The sequence below is a fragment of the Microbacterium sp. SORGH_AS_1204 genome, from assembly GCF_030818935.1.
Lineage (GTDB): Bacteria > Actinomycetota > Actinomycetes > Actinomycetales > Microbacteriaceae > Microbacterium.
Map to the genome: position 1 here is coordinate 2,470,476 of NZ_JAUTBD010000001.1, position 17,582 is coordinate 2,488,057.

Consider the following 17,582-nt stretch of genomic DNA (forward strand, 5'->3'; position numbering starts at 1 on the left):
TATGGACCACGGTGCACCCGTGCCCGCGGTGAGCATTTCGTTACCGGTGCGACATGAGACGCGATGTCGCGGGAAACAGCTCGTTGCTCTGCTGAGTTCGTCGACCCGTTTCGCGCCCGCACCCGGGCGCCGAGGAGGAACCCATGCAGCGCTGGGACACGCGCGAGAGACCGCCGGCGGAGCAGTACGCCTACTGGCGCGAGGTGGTGTGCGCCGCGTTCACGCCATTGCGTCCCGCCGCTCGCGGCGCCCGCGACGACTGGCCCCGCACGGGCCTTGCGGGCCATGTCGAAACGCGCCCGTTCGGAGAGACCAACGGCGCGGAGATCGCCACCGTCGCCCAGGTCATCCACCATGGCCCGGAGGAGGTGCGACGGGTCTCGGAAGACGTCGTGTTCCTCAATCTCATGCTCAGTGGACGGTGCGTGGTCGCGCAAGACGGTCGTCGTGAGATGTCGGGCCCCGGGACGTTCTCGATCGTGGATGCCACCAGACCCTTCACCCTCGACTATCTCGACTCGTGGCGGACGGTATCGTTCCGCCTGCCCGCCGAGAAGGTCTCGGACGACCTCCGCCGAACCGCGACCGCACGCCGTTTCTCGGGCGCTTCGGGTCTGGGGGCGGTCGTCGCCGACACCCTGCGTGCGTCGTGGGCGCACGCCGCCACGATGAGCGAGGGAGAAGCGGATGCCGTCGGCACCGCCGTCGCGTCGTTGAGCAGGGCCCTCTCGCACGGGTCGTCCGTGCGGGCGCTCGGCGAGACCCAGGGCGGACCGCAGCTCCTGCGCGGAAGCATCGAACACCATCTCGAGCGCCACGTGCGCTTCGTCGACACCTCGCCGGCGGCCACCGCGCGGCATTTCGCCATTTCGGTGCGAAAGCTCCACCAGCTGTACGAAGACGCAGAGCTCACGTACGGACAGACGGTGATGCAGGTGCGCGTGCGGGGATGCGCCGACGAGTTGCGCGCCGAACGCGGTCAAGTGACGATGACCCATCTGGCCGCGAAGTGGGGCTTCAGCGACCTCTCTCACCTGCACCGGGCGTTCCGGCAACACCTCGGCATGACGCCGCGCGAGGTGCTCGCGCAGCTCGAGGACGATGCGACCGCCTGGGAACGCGCCGGCTGAACGTCGTCCGCCGCTTCTTTCCGCGCCGGCTCCCGTGGCGTCCTCGCGACCGTCCACCGTAGGCTCGATGCATGGCACCCCTGCACGACCTCTCGCTGGTCGCGCAGATCGCCGCCCTCCGCGAGGGCTCCGTCGGCCCGAGCGAGCTCGCGAGGCATTACCTCGACCGCATCGCCCGGTGGTCCGACCTCGGCGCCTTCGCGGAGGTGACCCCGGATGCCGCGCTCCGTCGCGCGACCGACGTCTCGGCCTCGCCCACCCGGGGTGCGTTGTGGGGCGTACCTCTCGCCGACAAAGACCTCGTGGCCCGCGCCGGCGTCCCTACCCGGTACGGCTCGCGCTCCCGCGCTCACCTGGTGCCGACGGCATCCGATCCTCTCGCCGAGGCTCTCGACGCCGCCGGCGCCGTCAACCTCGGCAAGACCAGCACGTCGGAGTTCGGGCTCACCGGCTTCACCGAGCCGCTCATCCACCCGCCCGCCCGCGACCCGTGGCGCCCGACGGCCAGCGCCGGGGGATCCAGCGGCGGAGCAGCCGTCGCCGTGGCGGCGGGGCTCCTGCCCGCCGCCGTGGGCTCCGACGGCGGCGGATCGATCCGCATCCCCTCGGCCACGGTGGGCGTGGTCGGCCTCAAACCATCGCGGGGTCGCCTGCCCCTCGGGTCGGGGTTCGACTCCCCCGACGGCCTGTCGGTCACGGGCCCGATCGCGCGCAGCACCGAAGACGCCGCGTTGCTGCTCGACGCCCTGGTCGCTCTCGCGCCCTTCACGTACGCCACGGCCGCTCCCGGCTCCGGCCCGTTCGTCGACGCGGCACGCCGCGATCCCGGCCACCTGAGGGTGGGCGTCACGACCGTCTCGCCCTGGGACGACGACGAGGACATCGTGCTCGACAGCGACGCGCGCGCCGCGTTCGACACGGCCGCCGACTGGCTGAGCGACACCGGACACGCGGTGGGGGATGCCGCGTGGCATCCATTCGGCTATGCCGCGCTCTTTCGCGTGCTGTGGCGCGCGAGCGCCGCGCGCATTCCGCTCAGCGACGACGACATGACCCTCGTCGAGCCGCTGACGGCCTGGCTCGTGCGGGAGGGACGGCGTCTGTCGTCGCTGGAACTGCTCGGTGCGCTGGCGTCAGCGCGTGCCTTCGAGCGTCGGACGATCGCCGAGTTCGCTGCGTTCGATGCCGTGCTCATGCCCGCGCTGGCCCAGCGTCCGCAGCCGGTGGGCGCGTACGCGGGCCACTCCCCCGAGCGCACCTTCGCGATGCAGGTCGAGTACGCGCCGTATTCGAGTTTCGTCAACGTCGCGGGCCTGCCCGCCCTGACGATGCCCGTGACGACGGATGCCACGGGCCACCCCGTGTCGGTGCAGCTCGTCGGCCGTCCCGGCGGCGAGGCCACCCTGCTGTCGCTCGCCGCGCAGCTCGAGCACCGTCGCGGCCCGCTCCCCCACCCGCCCGTCTGGGACGCCTGAGCGCCCACCCGCCCGCCCGTCCGGCCCGCCTGACCCCCACCCGGCCGTACGGCCCGCTTGACCCCCACCCGGCCGTACGGCCCGCGACCCTCCCGGTGGCTTGCGCCATATGCTCGCCTTTTGAGCCGGCCGGCGGGCATTCGCCGCAAGTCAGTGGCGGCGCGACCCGCACGCGTCCGCCACCAGACGGACGAGGAGACCGGGGCGCTGGAAGAGGACATCGCGAGTGACCCGCACTATGCGCCATCCCGCGGCGGCGAGTCGCTCGTATCGTTCGAGATCGCGCTGCCACTGCGCGGGGTCCGTCCGGTGCTGATCGCCCTCGTACTCGACACCGACGCGCTGGTCGGGGTAGGCGAGATCGACGCACGCGACGAACCCCGCACCGTCGTAGACGTCGTGATTCAACACGGGCTCGGGGAGCCCGCCGTCGACGAGAGTCAGCCTCGTCCAGGTCTCCGTTCGCGACCGCACTCCCGACCGCACGCGGGGCAGGGCCTCGCGGACGGCGATGATGCCCCGGCGTTTGCAAACATCCTCGACCACCCGCCCCAGGTCTTCGATCGACGCCAGCGCGTCGCGGACGACCCCTCCGTGCGGTCCGGCGACGCGCACCGGAGACACGATGGCATCCCCGACCGCCACGAGGTCGTACGGATGCCGAAGCCTCGACCCGAGGAGCGACCACGTCGTCGCCGGATCGGCGAGACGGACCCCCGGCTCGCTCTCGACGACCCGGACGCCGCGTCGGTGGAGCTGGTGCCCCCGAACGCCTCGTCCCGCCGGCGCGCGGGAGGGGGCGAGGACGGCGACGTGCAGGTCGTCGTCCGACAGAGGCGGCAGGGGAAGACCCCACAAGAGCGCGGCGGTGGTGTGTGAGAAGAACGCGTCGCGCCCCATGACTGTGCGGTAGGCATCCGCATGAGCGAGCAAATGCTGCTCGCGCTGGGTCGCCGGGTGCGCCAGGGCGTCCGGGCTCGTCCTCGGCATCCGGACACCGTGGAATGGGCGATCCCACTGCGGTGCGTCGACGAATCGACGTGTCGCACCGGCCCGGCGAGCCGCACCGGATGCGAAAGCGTGGGAGGGGGTCGATGACATCACGACATCCTGTCGCTCCCGGCCGTCATCCCCTCGGAGTTGTTCACAGCTCCCTCCCGCCCCTGCATTGACTTGCGCCATATGCACGGCAAACGAGCGAGCGCGCGAACATACGGCGCAAGTCACCCTGCCGACCACGCTTCTCCCCTGGCCACCACACTCCCCGACGTGACGCGCGCCGTATGCACACGGAATGCGCCAGCGCGCGGGCACGTGGCGCAAGTCATCGACAGAGAACGGGCTCCACGACGAGCGGGCCTCGAGAGCGCGACGCCCCCGACGTGACGCGCGCCGTATGCACACGGAATGCGCCAGCGCGCAGGCACGTGGCGCAAGTCAACGACAGAGAACGGGCTCCACGACGAGCGGGCCTCGAGAGCGCGGGGTTTCACTCGCCGGCGAGAGCCGCCAGACGCGCCTCCTCGTCGGCGGTGATCGCCGACTCGATGATGGGGCCGAGGGCGCCGTCCATCACCTGATCGAGGTTGTACGCCTTGTAGCCGGTGCGGTGGTCGGCGATGCGGTTCTCGGGGAAGTTGTAGGTGCGGATGCGCTCGGAGCGGTCCATGCCGCGGATCTGCGAGCGGCGCGCGTCCGCGGCGACGGCATCCCGCTCCTCCTGCTGCTTGGCGAGCAGGCGGGCGCGCAGCACGCGCATTCCGGCCTCGCGGTTCTGCAGCTGCGACTTCTCGTTCTGCATCGACACGACGATCCCGGTGGGCACGTGGGTGATGCGCACGGCCGAGTCGGTGGTGTTCACCGACTGCCCGCCGGGGCCCGACGAGCGGAACACGTCGATCTTGAGGTCGTTCGGGTCGATCGCGACCTCTTCGGGCTCGTCGACCTCGGGGAAGACCAGCACGCCTGTCGTCGAGGTGTGGATACGTCCCTGCGACTCGGTGGCCGGCACGCGCTGCACGCGGTGCACGCCGCCCTCGTACTTCAGGTGCGCCCATACGCCCTGCGCCGGGTCGCTGGATGAGCCCTTGATCGCGACCTGCACGTCTTTGTAGCCGCCGAGGTCGGATTCGGTGCGTTCGAGCAGCTCCGTCTTCCAGCCCATGGATGCCGCGTACTGCAGGTACATCCGCAACAGGTCGGCCGCGAACAGGGCGCTCTCGGCCCCGCCCTCGCCGCCCTTGATCTCCATGATCACGTCGCGCGCGTCGTCGGGGTCGCGCGGGATGAGCAGACGCCGCAGACGCTCCTGCGTCTCGGCGACCCGCTCCTCCAACGCCGGCACCTCGTCGGCGAACGCCGCGTCTTCTTTCGCGAGCTCGCGGGCGGCATCCAGATCGTCGGATGCCGAGACCCAGGCGTCATGCGCGGCGACGATGCGCGACAGCTCGGCGTAGCGCCGGTTGACGCGCTTGGCCCGCGCGGCGTCGGCGTGCACGGCCGGGTCGGAGAGCTCCTCCTGAACGGCTTTGTGCTCGTCCAGGAGGCCGCGCACCGACTCGAACATCGCGGGCACCGACATCGCGTCTGCGCCCCGGGTCAGCGGATGCTGTTGTCGTCACCGCCGCGCGCGGGCGCCGGGATCGACTTCTGCATCTGCACGAGGAACTCGACGTTCGACTGCGTCTCTTTGAGCTTGCCGAGCACGACTTCCAGGGCCTGCTGCGGCTCAAGGCCGGCGAGTGCGCGGCGGAGCTTCCAGGTGATCTTGACCTCGTCGTTCGACAGCAGCATCTCCTCGCGGCGCGTGCTGGAGGCGTTGACGTCGACCGCGGGGAAGATGCGCTTGTCGGCGAGCTGGCGGTTCAGGCGCAGCTCGCTGTTGCCCGTGCCCTTGAACTCCTCGAAGATCACGTCATCCATCTTCGAACCGGTCTCGACCAGCGCGGTGGCGAGGATCGTGAGAGAGCCGCCGTTCTCGATGTTGCGTGCCGCGCCGAAGAAGCGCTTGGGCGGGTACAGGGCCGAAGCGTCGACGCCACCGCTCAGCACACGTCCCGAGGTGGGGGCGGCGAGGTTGTACGCGCGACCGAGGCGGGTGATCGAGTCGAGCAGCACGACGACGTCGCGACCGAGTTCCACCAGGCGCTTCGCACGCTCGATGGCCAGCTCGGCGACCGTGGTGTGGTCTTCGGCGGGGCGGTCGAAGGTCGAGGCGATGACCTCGCCGCGCACCGTGCGCTGCATGTCGGTGACCTCTTCGGGGCGCTCGTCGACGAGCACGACCATGAGGTGGACCTCGGGGTTGTTCGTGGCGATCGCGTTCGCGATCTGCTGCAGAACGATCGTCTTGCCGGCCTTCGGGGGCGCGACGATGAGGCCGCGCTGGCCCTTGCCGACAGGTGCGACCAGGTCGATGATGCGCTGCGTGAGCTTCTCGGGTCCGGTCTCCAGGCGCAGACGCTCCTGGGGGTACAGCGGGGTGAGGTTGTTGAATTCGACGCGTGCGGCGGCATCGTCGACCGACAGACCGTTGATCGAGTCGACCTGCACGAGCGCGTTGTACTTCTGGCGTCCCTGCTGGTCGCCCTCGCGGGGCTGCTTGATGGCGCCGACGACCGCGTCACCCTTGCGCAGGTTGTACTTCTTCACCTGGCCGAGCGAGACGTAGACGTCGCTCGGGCCGGGGAGGTAACCGGTGGTGCGCACGAACGCGTAGTTGTCGAGCACATCGAGGACACCGGCGATGGGGATGAGGACGTCGTCTTCGCCGATCTCGGTCTCGAACTCGTCGCCCGTGGTGTTCTGGCCGCGACGCTTGTTGCGCTGACGGTTGCGGCTGTTCGCCGCTCCTTGCTGCTGCTGAGCCTGCTGGCCGTTCTGCTGCGCGTTGTCGCGCTGTGCGCCGCCCTGCGGCGCGTTGTCACGCTGCGCGCCGCCCTGCTGCGCGCTCTCGCGGGCGGTGTTCTCGCGGGCGGTGTTCTCGCGCGGGGCGTTCTGCGGCGCGTTGTCGCGCTGCGCACCCTGCTGCGCGGCGTCGGCCTCGTCGACGGGAGCCTCGGCCTTGTCGGCGGCTGCGTCGGGCCGGTTGCGGTTGCGCGAGCGCGAACGGCTGCGGCCACGGCCGCGGGCCGGAGCCTCGTCGGCCTGCTCGGCGGTCTCGGATGCCGTTGCGTCACCCTCGGCGGCCTCACCGGACTGTGCATCAGCCGTGTCGGCCTGCGGTGCGACGGCATCCGCCGCGGGCGTCTCGGCGTCGGCGACCGGCGTCTCGGTCGAGGCCGCGACGTCGTCGGCCACGTCGGCGGCCGTGGTGACCGGGGTGGTGGGCGTCTCGTCTGACGCGGCCTCAGGAGCGGTCACCTCGGCGGCGGGCGCGTCTGCACCCTCGGCGGCGGGCTTCTCGGCGGCGTCCGCGGGGTCGGCAGCGGCAGCCTCGGCGGCAGCGGCTTCGGCGGCAGCTGCTTCGGCGGCAGCTGCCTCGGCAGCGGCCTTCTCTTTGGCGGTCGCGGTGGTCGCACGACGGGGAGCGCGCTTGCGCGGGGCGCGGGCGGGCTTCTCGGCCGGCGCGGGCTCCTCGGCCGGCGCGGGCTCCTCGGCCGGCGCGGGCTCCTCGACCGGCGCAGCGGCCTCGGCCGGCTCGGCGGCGGGGGCCTCGGCCGACTGCTCGGCGGTAGCGGCGTCGGCCGGCGCGGCGTCGGGGGCACCAGCCGGCGACTCGGCGGCGGCGAGCGCCTCGTCGGTGAACAGCGCCTCGGGCTGCGCGTCGGCGTCGGACGAAGCGGCATCCGGGGCATCCGTGCCCTCGGTCGGCTCGGCCTCGCCTGCGGCCTGATCGATGTCGGTGCCCGGGGTGTCGGTGCCCGGGTTGTCGGCGCCCTGCGCGTCAGCCGTGGGCTGCTCGTCGGCGGGGTTCTCAGCGCCCTCGGGCGCGTCGACGGACTGGGTCTCGGAGATGGACTCCACGAGTGCTCCTCAGAATGAAACGTGTCAGATCGCGCTTCGGCGTGCAGATCGCAGACGAAGAGACACCAGCGGTTCGGGAGATTGCAGCCGATACCGGGTTCGCGATGTGTTGCGGATTTCGCAGTGGTGCAGAGGCTCAGATTCGCGAAGTTACGCGGAACCCTCTGCGTTTTTCACTGTACCACCCTTGACGTCGACGGCGAGCATGAGCGCCTGCCACGGGGTGTCGACCACGGATGCCATAAGATCCGCTGCCGCGAGGCGCTGCCCCGGCCCGTCGGCGAGCACCAGCACGCTCGGGCCGGCGCCCGAGACGACGGCCGCGTATCCCTCGGCGCGGAGCGCGCGCACGAGGCGGTCGGTCTCGGGCATCGCCTGCGCGCGATAGTTCTGGTGCAGCTTGTCTTCGGTGGCGGCCATCAGCAGCTCGGGGCTCTGCGTCATCGCGGCGATCAGCAGCGCCGAACGAGAGACGTTGAACACGGCGTCTTCTCGCGGCACCTGCAGCGGCTGCAGGCTGCGGGCGACGGCGGTCGACATCGTGAAGCTCGGCACGAACACCAGCGGCGACACACCGCGGTGCACGATGAGCTGCTTGTGCTGCGGGCCCTCGGCATCCATCCACGCGATCGTGAGACCGCCGAAGAGGCCGGGCGCGACGTTGTCGGGGTGCCCCTCCATCTCGGTGGCCAAGCGCAGCAGATCGACATCGCTGAAGTGCGCCTCGCCCTCGAGAAGGCCCTTGGCTGCCAGGATGCCGGCGACCACCGCCGCCCCCGATGACCCCATGCCGCGCCCGTGCGGGATGACGTTGTGGGCGGTCAGCCGCAGCCCGGGGAGGGTACGGCCGACCGATGCGTACGTGTGCGCCATCGCGCGCACGACGAGGTGCGACGCGTCGCGCGGCACGTCGACTGTGCCCTCGCCCGAGACCTCGATCTCGAGGCGGCCGTCGTCGATCTGCTCGACGACGAGGTCGTCGTAGACGCTCAGCGCCAGACCGAGGGTGTCGAAGCCGGGGCCGAGGTTCGCGCTCGTGGCGGGAACGCGGACCGCGACCCGGCGACCGGGGCCTGAGCTCACGCGGTCACCGGCTGCAGGTCGAGCACGGAGGCGACCTCCGAGGTGGTCGCGTCGACGACGGTGGGCGTGACGTCGGAGCCGTCGGCTTGGCGGAGAGCCCACTGGGGGTCCTTCAGACCGTGGCCGGTGACGGTCAGCACGACCTTCGCCCCGGCGGGGACGAGGCCCGCCTCGGCGCGCTCGAGCAGACCCGCGACGCTGATCGCCGAGGCGGGCTCGACGAAGACGCCCACCTCGCCGGCGAGGATCTTCTGCGCCTCGAGGATGCCGGCGTCGTCGATCGCGCCGAAGTAGCCGTCGGTGGCGTCGCGCGCTTCGAGCGCCAGCTCCCACGAGGCGGGGTTGCCGATGCGGATCGCGCTGGCGATCGTCTCGGGGTTCTTCACGACCTCGCCGCGCACGAGCGGGGCCGAGCCGGCGGCCTGGAAGCCGAACATGCGGGGCACGCGCGTCGCGACGCCGCGCGCGGCCTCCTCGCGGTAGCCGCGCGAGTAGGCGGTGTAGTTGCCGGCGTTGCCCACCGGGATGAAGTGGAAGTCGGGGGCGTCGCCGAGCTGCTCGACGACCTCGTACGCCGCGGTCTTCTGACCCTCGATGCGATCCGGGTTGACCGAGTTGACCAGGTGCACCGGGTAGTGATCGGCGAGCTCGCGAGCGATCTCGAGACAGTCGTCGAAGTTGCCGCGGATCTGGATGAGCCGACCGTTGTGGGCCACGGCCTGGCTGAGCTTGCCCATGGCGATCTTGCCCTCGGGCACGAGGACGGCGGCGGTGATGCCGGCGTGCGCGGCATATGCGGCGGCCGAGGCCGAGGTGTTGCCCGTGGAGGCGCAGATGACCGCCTTGGCGCCGTGCTCGACGGCGCGCGAGAGCGCGACGGTCATGCCGCGGTCCTTGAACGAACCGGTGGGGTTCATGCCCTCGAACTTCACCCAGACATCGGCGCCGGTGCGACGCGACAGGGCGGGAGCGGGGATGAGGGGCGTACCGCCCTCGCCGAGCGTGACGACGGTGGAGGCGTCGGTGACGCCCAGGCGGTCGGCGTATTCGCGGAGGACTCCGCGCCAGAGGTGAGCCATAATCAGTTCCCTTCCACGCGCAGCACGGACACCACGCGCTCGACGACGCCGCTCGCGGCGAGACGCTCGACGGTCTCGCTCAGGTCCTGCTCGCGGGCCTTGTGTGTTCCGATGACCAGGCGGGCGGAGCCGCCGGTCTGAGTGGTCTGGTCCGCCTCGATGACGGTCTGCTCGACGGTCGCGATTGACACGCGTCCTTCGCTGAGGATGCCGGCGACGGTGGCGAGCACGCCCGGCTTGTCGTCGACCTCGAGGGTGATCTGGTAGCGCGTGATGACGTGTCCGATCGGCACGGCGGGGAGGTTCGCACGGGTCGACTCCCCCACGCCCACGCCGCCGGCGATGTGGCGGCGCGCGGCCGAGACGACGTCGCCGAGCACGGCGGAGGCGGTCTGCACGCCGCCGGCACCGGCGCCGTAGAACATGAGGTCGCCCGCGGCTTCGGCCTGGACGAACACGGCGTTGTTCGCGCCGTGGACGCTCGCGAGCGGGTGGGTGCGCTCGACGAGCGCGGGGTAGACGCGCACGGAGATCGATTCCGAGCCGTCCTCGGCCGTGAGGCGCTCGCAGACGGCGAGGAGCTTGATCACGTAGCCGGCGTGACGCGCCGACTCGATCATCGCGGCGTCGACCGCGGTGATGCCCTCGCGGTGCACGGCATCCAAGGGGACGGTGGTGTGGAACGCGAGGCTGGCGAGGATCGCGGCCTTCTGCGCGGCGTCGTAGCCCTCGACGTCGGCGGTGGGGTCGGCCTCCGCGTACCCGAGGGCCTGCGCCTGCGCGAGCACGTCGGCGAAGTCGGCGCCCTCGGTGTCCATGCGGTCGAGGATGTAGTTCGTCGTGCCGTTGACAATGCCCATGATGCGCACGACGCGGTCGCCGGCGAGCGAGTCGCGCAGCGGCCGGATGATCGGGATGGCACCGGCGGCGGCGGCCTCGTAATACACCTCGGCGCCGACCTGGTCGGCGGCCTCGAAGACCTCGGACCCGTGGGTGGCCAGCAGCGCCTTGTTCGCCGTGACGACATCGGCGCCCGAGGCGATCGCGTGCAGCACCTGCGTGCGGGCCGGCTCGATGCCGCCCATCAGCTCGATGACGATGTCGCTGCCGACGATGAGGGTCTCGGCATCCGTCGTGAAGAGCTCGCGGGGCAGGTCGGCGTCGCGCTTGGAGTCGAGGTTGCGCACCGCGATGCCGGCGAGCTCGAGCTTCGCGCCCGCGCGATCGGCGAGTTCGTCGCCGTGCTTGAGCAGCAGATCGGCGACCTGCGAGCCGACGGCGCCGGCGCCGAGGAGCGCCACGCGGAGCGTGCGGTAGTCGGTCATTCGGTGTCTCCGTGGGGTGTGGCGGTCGTGTCGGATGCCGTGAGGCCGGCGTCGCGCGAGAGCAGGTCGTCGACGGTCTCGCCGCGGACGATGACGCGCGCGTGTCCGTCTCGGACGGCGACGACCGGCGGACGGGGGGTGTAGTTGTAGTTGTTCGCGAGCGAGAAGCAGTAGGCGCCGGTCGCGGGGACGCCGAGCAGGTCGCCCGGGGTCACGTCGCGCGGGAGGTATTCGGCATCGACGACGATGTCGCCCGACTCGCAGTGCCGGCCGACGACGCGCGCGAGCGCCGGCTCCTCGTGGCTCACCCGCGACACCAGACGTGCCGAGAAGTCGGCGCCGTACAGGGCGGGGCGGGCGTTGTCGCTCATGCCGCCGTCGACGCTGACGTAGGTGCGCTCGAGGTCCTCGGATGCCGCGACGGTCTTGACCGTTCCCACCTCGTAGAGGGTGACCCCGGCCTGGCCGACGATGACGCGGCCGGGTTCGGTGGCGACGTCGGGCATCGGGATGCCACGCACCGCGCACTCGTCGGCGATGGCATCCAGGATGCCGTCGGCGATCTCTTCGATGGGCTTGGGGTCGTCGACGGAGGTGTACGAGATGCCGAATCCGCCGCCGACGTTGAGCAGCGGGATCTCTCCTCCGGCCAGCAGATCGGCGTGCAGGTCGACCAGTCGCGCCGCCGACTCGCGGAAGCCGGAGGAGTCGAAGATCTGCGAACCGATGTGCGCGTGGAGCCCGACGAACCGCAGGCTCGGGAGCTCGCGGATGCGCGCGACGGCCTCGACCGCGCCCTCGAGCGAGAAGCCGAACTTCTGGTCTTCGTGTGCGGTGGCGAGGAACGCGTGGGTCTCGGCGTGGACGCCGGTGCGCACGCGCACGAGGACCGACTGCACCGCTCCGCGACGATCGGCGATGGCAGCCAGGCGCTCGATCTCGATGGGGCTGTCGACGACGACCGAGCCGATGCCGACCTCGACCGCGCGCTCGAGCTCGCCGACGCTCTTGTTGTTGCCGTGGAAGCCCAGACCCCCGGGCTCGGCTCCCGCCGCGAGGGCGACCTCGAGTTCGCCGCGGGTGCAGACATCGACGGAGAGCCCCTCGTCGACGACCCAGCGCACGACCTCGGTCGAGAGGAACGCCTTGCCTGCGTAGTAGACGCGGGCCCGGATGCCGTGTCGTTCGGCGGCGGAGTCGAAAGCGGCGCGTGCACGGCTCGCGTGCGCGCGCACCTCGTTTTCGTCGAGCACGTAGAGCGGTGTGCCGAAGCGGTCGCGCAGGTCGAAGACCGACACCCCGCCGATCTCGACCGAGCCGTCGTCGACGCGACGGGCGGATGCGGGCCAGACAGGGGCGACGAGCTCGTTCGCGTGGGCCGGGGCGGTGAGCCACTCGGGCACGAGCGCGGAGTGCGAGGCGGACACAGGGGGACCAATCGGGTTTGCGGCGACGCGACGGCCGCGGATCACGGCTCCCACCTCCGCGGAGAGTCACGCGAGAAGGTGGTGCTTGCAGTCTAGGGCACGGCGTATGCCGCTCCCTTCCCCCGCGGATCGACCGCCGCACCGAGCGGGGTCAGATGGCGAAGCGGCCGTCCACCGTGCGGACGATCTGCGTTGTCTGCGTGAGTGTGCCCGCCGGCTGATCATCCTGATATATCCGCACCCGTGTCGGTTCCGCGGACCTCACGACGAGCATCGCTTCGTCAGGCAGGACGAGACCGTTCAGGGCGCTCACGACCGATGCGGCGGAGTCTTCTCCCCGCACTGTGGCCGACGACACCACCCGGCCCGCGGAGGTGAGGACATCGACCCGGTAGTAGGTCGTACCCGAGAAGTACGAATGAGCGGGGTTCCCAAGGGATGTGGCGACGAGCCGCTTCCCATCGGCGCTGAGGCCGATCGAGCCGACCATGACATCCGCGAGGCCGACGAATTCCAGGACCGACACCGCGGTGACATCAACGGGCTGCGTCAACGCTTCCGACGCGCCGTCCCTCGCGCGCAGCACCGCGAACACCCGTCCAGCATTCGAACCGATCTGCGCCGCCACGACGCCGGTTCGGACGACGTCGCACCGGCTCCCGTCGGATTCCGTCGGAGAGGTCACCCGCACGCCCGCCGTGTCCGTCTGGCCCAAGTACACGGACCGGGGTACGCCCGAAAGACTCCCGGTCGGCGGACCGTAAGGCACGTTCCCTTCGACCGGTGAGTCGTTCGACAGCAGGGCAGTCCAGATGTCTTTCGCGAGCGGCGCCCTGCTCGCCGCGATCGCGAGCGACGAACGGGAGACACCGAGCCCCCACTGCGTGTAGAAGGGCCCCAGGTCGCGACCCGCCACTTCGGAAGTGACCTCCGCGAACAGGTCGATCTTCTCTTGATCCGAGAGGGGGGCTCGTTCGCCTGTCGCGCGGCGGATGCGATACGCCTGGCTCACGGCCGGGTAGAAGCCTTCCCCGAACGACCGCCGAAGCTGGTCGAACATCATCAACGGGAAGAAGGGGCTTTCGCTGACGAGGTCGGCGAACCGTCGGTCCACGATGGGCTGGGCGAAGTATCTGGTCAAGCGCTCCTGAACGTCGGGCGACCGATCGAGGGTGTTGCTCCCTCGATCCCGCTGTTCGATGGCCAACGACGAGATGTTGACCGTCACCTCGAGCAAGCCGCTCCAGGTGTAGTCGAGGGTCTGATAAGTGTGACCGATCTCGTGCCACAAGACCCATTGATCCGACCCCGAAGCCAATGCAGCGCTCGCTCCGTGGCTCACGTGCAGGGAAAGCCACCCCTCGGTCGCGAAGGCGTACGCGCCGCCCGAGTCGGGGCCAGCGATGTAGACGCGGCCGGGATGTTTTCGCGCGACGCCAACCGCCCCGTAGCGGAGTCCGTAGACGTCGTCCGTGTGGCTGCGGACGCGATCCAATCGCGCACATATCTCGCCGGGATCGTATGCGCGTGCCACGTCGGGCGTATCGAGCACGCTCCTCTGGATGTCGGCGAAGACGCGCTGAGAGACGTGTGTGACGACGGGCGCGGCGGCGAACGCCTGCATTTGCCGCCCGAAGTCGGCGGGGTCGGTGGATCCGTCGATCCAGACGGGATGAGCGTTCCCCCCGGAGATGTCCACGACGACGGCAGACCACTCGCTGTGATTCACGAGGAAGAGCAATCCGTCGCGCTTCGCGGTCAGGGTCGTGCGGCCACCTCGCAGAACCGTGCGCTCGAAGTCGACCGTGCCGTCGCTGCGAAAGACGGCCATCGGCCCGCGGGATCCGATCACCGCCTCCAGCCACCAGGTCGGGGACCCTTCGACGTCGAAGGTGAGCACATCACCCGAACGGACCCAGCGCCCGGTGGGCTGAAGGTCACTGTGCGACATACCCCGGTTTTCCGCAACTCGGAACTGCGTCTGATCTCCGTGCGGAAGCGCCACGACCCGAGTCGTCGTTCCATCGATCGAGTGGCGGATGAGGATGTCGTCGACGACTTCGAAGGTCGCCGACGCATGCGCCGACGCCGTCATGGCGGTGACGACCCCCGTACCCGGCTTGATACCCACTTCCACCCAGAGGAGTGCGGAGAGGATGCCACGGCCGTCGGTGATGCCGTCACCTGAATCGATGACGCCTGCGGCCCCGTCGACGGAGAGCATCACAGATACACCCGCTGACGGGGCGCCCGTGTCGTCGCGAACCTCCACTTCCAACGCGATGACCTCACCCGCGAGCACGGACGACCGCAGAAGGCGAACCGTGGGCAGGAGTTGTCCGCTCGACGCGAACGCCGGAGTAGCCACTGTCACCATCACCACCGGCACCGCGATCGCGGCGGACGTCAGAACGGCACGTCGGGGAACGAGCGGACCCACCTGCTGAGATGAGCGCCAGCCCTGCCGGTCGTTCTTCTCTGGGCCCATGTCTGATCCGCCTTCTCACAATTCATCGCCTCGACCAGCGAGCGGAACCCGAGAACCCGGGTCCCGCTCGCGTCCTCACGCCGTCTTCACGAGGAAGTAGGTGGCGCTGGTGGTGACGGAGGCGGTGATGATGGTGCTCACCGTCTGCCCCGACACGGGGGTCAACTGCGTCGGGGTAGCACGGTTGGTGGTGGTGCCATCGCCGAGCTGCCCGGCGGTGTTGTCACCCCACCCCCACACTTTCCCGTCGGAGGTCTTCGCGAACGCCGACGACCCCGTTCCGCTGAGGGTGGTCACGTTCGACAGACCCGACACCGCCACCGCGCTCAAGCGCGTCGTGGTCGACCCGTCACCGATCTGAGCCTGGTCGTTACCACCCCACGCCGTCACGGACTTGTCCGTCATCACCGCGTACCCGGTGGTGCCACCCGCCACGACCTGCGCAACACCAGTGAGAGACCCGCTCGCGCCCTGCACGGTTCCCATCGGCAGCGGACTGTTCGACGTCGGCTGACCCTGACCGGCCTGACCGGCGTAGTTTGCCCCCCACGACCGCAACGTCCCATTCGACATGAGGGCGTACCCCACGCCACCACCGGCGGCGATCTGCTGCACGTTCGACAGCCCCGACACCGTGATCGGGGCGCCCTGGTCCGCCGTCGCGCCCGCGCCGAAGCCGGCGTCACCGCGACCCCAACCCTTCACCGAACCGTCCGACAACAACGCGTACGCCTGTTGCGCCCCCGCCGCCACCTGCGTCGCCGTCGTGATACCCGACACCTGCACCGGCGTATTCCGCTGATTCCGCGTCGTCCCGTCGCCGACAGTGCCGAACCAGTTATCGCCCCACGCCCAGATCTTCCCCCCGGCCAACGCATAGAACGTCAACGCCCCCGACGCAATCTGCGTCACACCCGACAGCCCCGGAACCTTCGACCACGTGCTGCGCGACGAGGACGACCCATCACCCAACTGGCCGTACTCGTACGCCCCCGTCGTCCACACCGTCCCATCCGCCAACAACACCGCCGACGCCTGACTCGTCTTCTTCGAAGCCGCCACCTGCACAATCGGCGAGGGGAACTGCGTCAACAACTGCACCGGCTGCGACCGCGCCGACGAATCCGACTGCGCCAACGTCCCCAAACGCCCCGACGGATCCAACCCACACCCCACCGCATTCGCACCCAACACCGTCGTCGTCTGGCTCATCGACGAGTTGCTCGTGGAGGCCGAGACGAGGATGCTCGCCCCGGGATTGGTCCAAGCGCCGGGAGTGATGGTCACCGAAGCGTTGCCGCTCGAATCGGTGCTCACGGACGACGCGCTCAGCGCAGCCGAACCGGAGGTGGAGAAGTCCACGGTTGCGCCCGCGACGCCGGACGAATTCGCCGTGACCTTGGCTTGCACGACCGATGCAGACCCTGCCGGGGCCGGCACAGGAACGGTCAGCGCCAGCGTGGACGAAGCCGTGAGGAAGTAGGTGGCGCTGGTGGTGACGGAGGCGGTGATGATGGTGCTCACCGTCTGCCCCGACACGGGGGTCAACTGCGTCGGGGTAGCACGGTTGGTGGTGGTGCCATCGCCGAGCTGCCCGGCGGTGTTGTCACCCCACCCCCACACTTTCCCGTCGGAGGTCTTCGCGAACGCCGACGACCCCGTTCCGCTGAGGGTGGTCACGTTCGACAGACCCGACACCGCCACCGCGCTCAAGCGCGTCGTGGTCGACCCGTCACCGATCTGAGCCTGGTCGTTACCACCCCACGCCGTCACGGACTTGTCCGTCATCACCGCGTACCCGGTGGTGCCACCCGCCACGACCTGCGCAACACCAGTGAGAGACCCGCTCGCGCCCTGCACGGTTCCCATCGGCAGCGGACTGTTCGACGTCGGCTGACCCTGACCGGCCTGACCGGCGTAGTTTGCCCCCCACGACCGCAACGTCCCATTCGACATGAGGGCGTACCCCACGCCACCACCGGCGGCGATCTGCTGCACGTTCGACAGCCCCGACACCGTGATCGGGGCGCCCTGGTCCGCCGTCGCGCCCGCGCCGAAGCCGGCGTCACCGCGACCCCAACCCTTCACCGAACCGTCCGACAACAACGCGTACGCCTGTTGCGCCCCCGCCGCCACCTGCGTCGCCGTCGTGATACCCGACACCTGCACCGGCGTATTCCGCTGATTCCGCGTCGTCCCGTCGCCGACAGTGCCGAACCAGTTATCGCCCCACGCCCAGATCTTCCCCCCGGCCAACGCATAGAACGTCAACGCCCCCGACGCAATCTGCGTCACACCCGACAGCCCCGGAACCTTCGACCACGTGCTGCGCGACGAGGACGACCCATCACCCAACTGGCCGTACTCGTACGCCCCGTCGTCCACACCGTCCCATCCGCCAACAACACCGCCGACGCCTGACTCGTCTTCTTCGAAGCCGCCACCTGCACAATCGGCGAGGGGAACTGCGTCAACAACTGCACCGGCTGCGACCGCGCCGACGAATCCGACTGCGCCAACGTCCCCAAACGCCCCGACGGATCCAACCCACACCCCACCGCATTCGCACCCAACACCGTCAGAGACTGAGACGTGGAGTCTGATCCAGCG

11 protein-coding genes are annotated in these 17,582 nt (G+C 70.1%); 2 read left to right on the plus strand and 9 right to left on the minus strand.

From position 1 onward, the window contains the following. Window positions 1-143 precede the first annotated feature (143 nt). Window positions 144-1,130, plus strand: a complete 987-nt coding sequence (locus QE410_RS11385) for a helix-turn-helix domain-containing protein (protein WP_307331912.1) — start codon at window positions 144-146, stop codon at window positions 1,128-1,130. 71 nt (window positions 1,131-1,201) lie between these two features. Further along, on the plus strand, window positions 1,202-2,605 hold the full coding sequence (locus QE410_RS11390) for an amidase (RefSeq protein WP_307331915.1): 1,404 nt from the start codon (window positions 1,202-1,204) through the stop codon (window positions 2,603-2,605). Between the two features lie 150 nt (window positions 2,606-2,755). Here the strand turns inward: QE410_RS11390 and QE410_RS11395 are convergent, their stop codons facing one another. The 9 genes from QE410_RS11395 to QE410_RS11435 all read right to left on the minus strand — a co-directional run bounded on the left by QE410_RS11395 (window position 2,756) and on the right by QE410_RS11435 (window position 17,357). Next, window positions 2,756-3,595 (minus strand): hypothetical protein, encoded by an 840-nt coding sequence (locus QE410_RS11395; RefSeq protein WP_307331917.1) that lies wholly within the window; start codon window positions 3,593-3,595, stop codon window positions 2,756-2,758. A gap of 499 nt (window positions 3,596-4,094) precedes the next feature. Continuing rightward, window positions 4,095-5,171, minus strand: a complete 1,077-nt coding sequence (gene prfA / locus QE410_RS11400) for a peptide chain release factor 1 (RefSeq protein ID WP_307334500.1) — start codon at window positions 5,169-5,171, stop codon at window positions 4,095-4,097. Window positions 5,172-5,203: 32 nt separating this feature from the next. Then, complete coding sequence (rho, locus tag QE410_RS11405) at window positions 5,204-7,570, minus strand: transcription termination factor Rho (protein WP_307331920.1); 2,367 nt, start codon at window positions 7,568-7,570, stop codon at window positions 5,204-5,206. Window positions 7,571-7,720: 150 nt separating this feature from the next. Beyond that, entirely contained in the window at window positions 7,721-8,653 is a 933-nt protein-coding gene (gene thrB, locus QE410_RS11410) for a homoserine kinase (RefSeq protein ID WP_307331922.1), read from the minus strand. Next, entirely contained in the window at window positions 8,650-9,732 is a 1,083-nt protein-coding gene (thrC, locus tag QE410_RS11415; RefSeq protein ID WP_058232197.1) for a threonine synthase, read from the minus strand. The genes thrB and thrC overlap by 4 nt, the downstream gene beginning before the upstream one ends. Before the next feature lie 2 nt (window positions 9,733-9,734). After that, entirely contained in the window at window positions 9,735-11,057 is a 1,323-nt protein-coding gene (locus tag QE410_RS11420) for a homoserine dehydrogenase (protein ID WP_307331924.1), read from the minus strand. Further along, window positions 11,054-12,484, minus strand: coding sequence for a diaminopimelate decarboxylase (gene lysA / locus QE410_RS11425; protein WP_307331927.1), 1,431 nt, complete (start codon window positions 12,482-12,484; stop codon window positions 11,054-11,056). The genes QE410_RS11420 and lysA overlap by 4 nt, the downstream gene beginning before the upstream one ends. A 151-nt stretch (window positions 12,485-12,635) precedes the next feature. Continuing rightward, window positions 12,636-14,972 (minus strand): M60 family metallopeptidase, encoded by a 2,337-nt coding sequence (locus QE410_RS11430; RefSeq protein WP_307331931.1) that lies wholly within the window; start codon window positions 14,970-14,972, stop codon window positions 12,636-12,638. 75 nt (window positions 14,973-15,047) lie between these two features. Continuing rightward, on the minus strand, window positions 15,048-17,357 hold the full coding sequence (locus QE410_RS11435; protein WP_307331934.1) for a hypothetical protein: 2,310 nt from the start codon (window positions 17,355-17,357) through the stop codon (window positions 15,048-15,050). Between the last annotated feature and the right edge of the window lie 225 nt (window positions 17,358-17,582).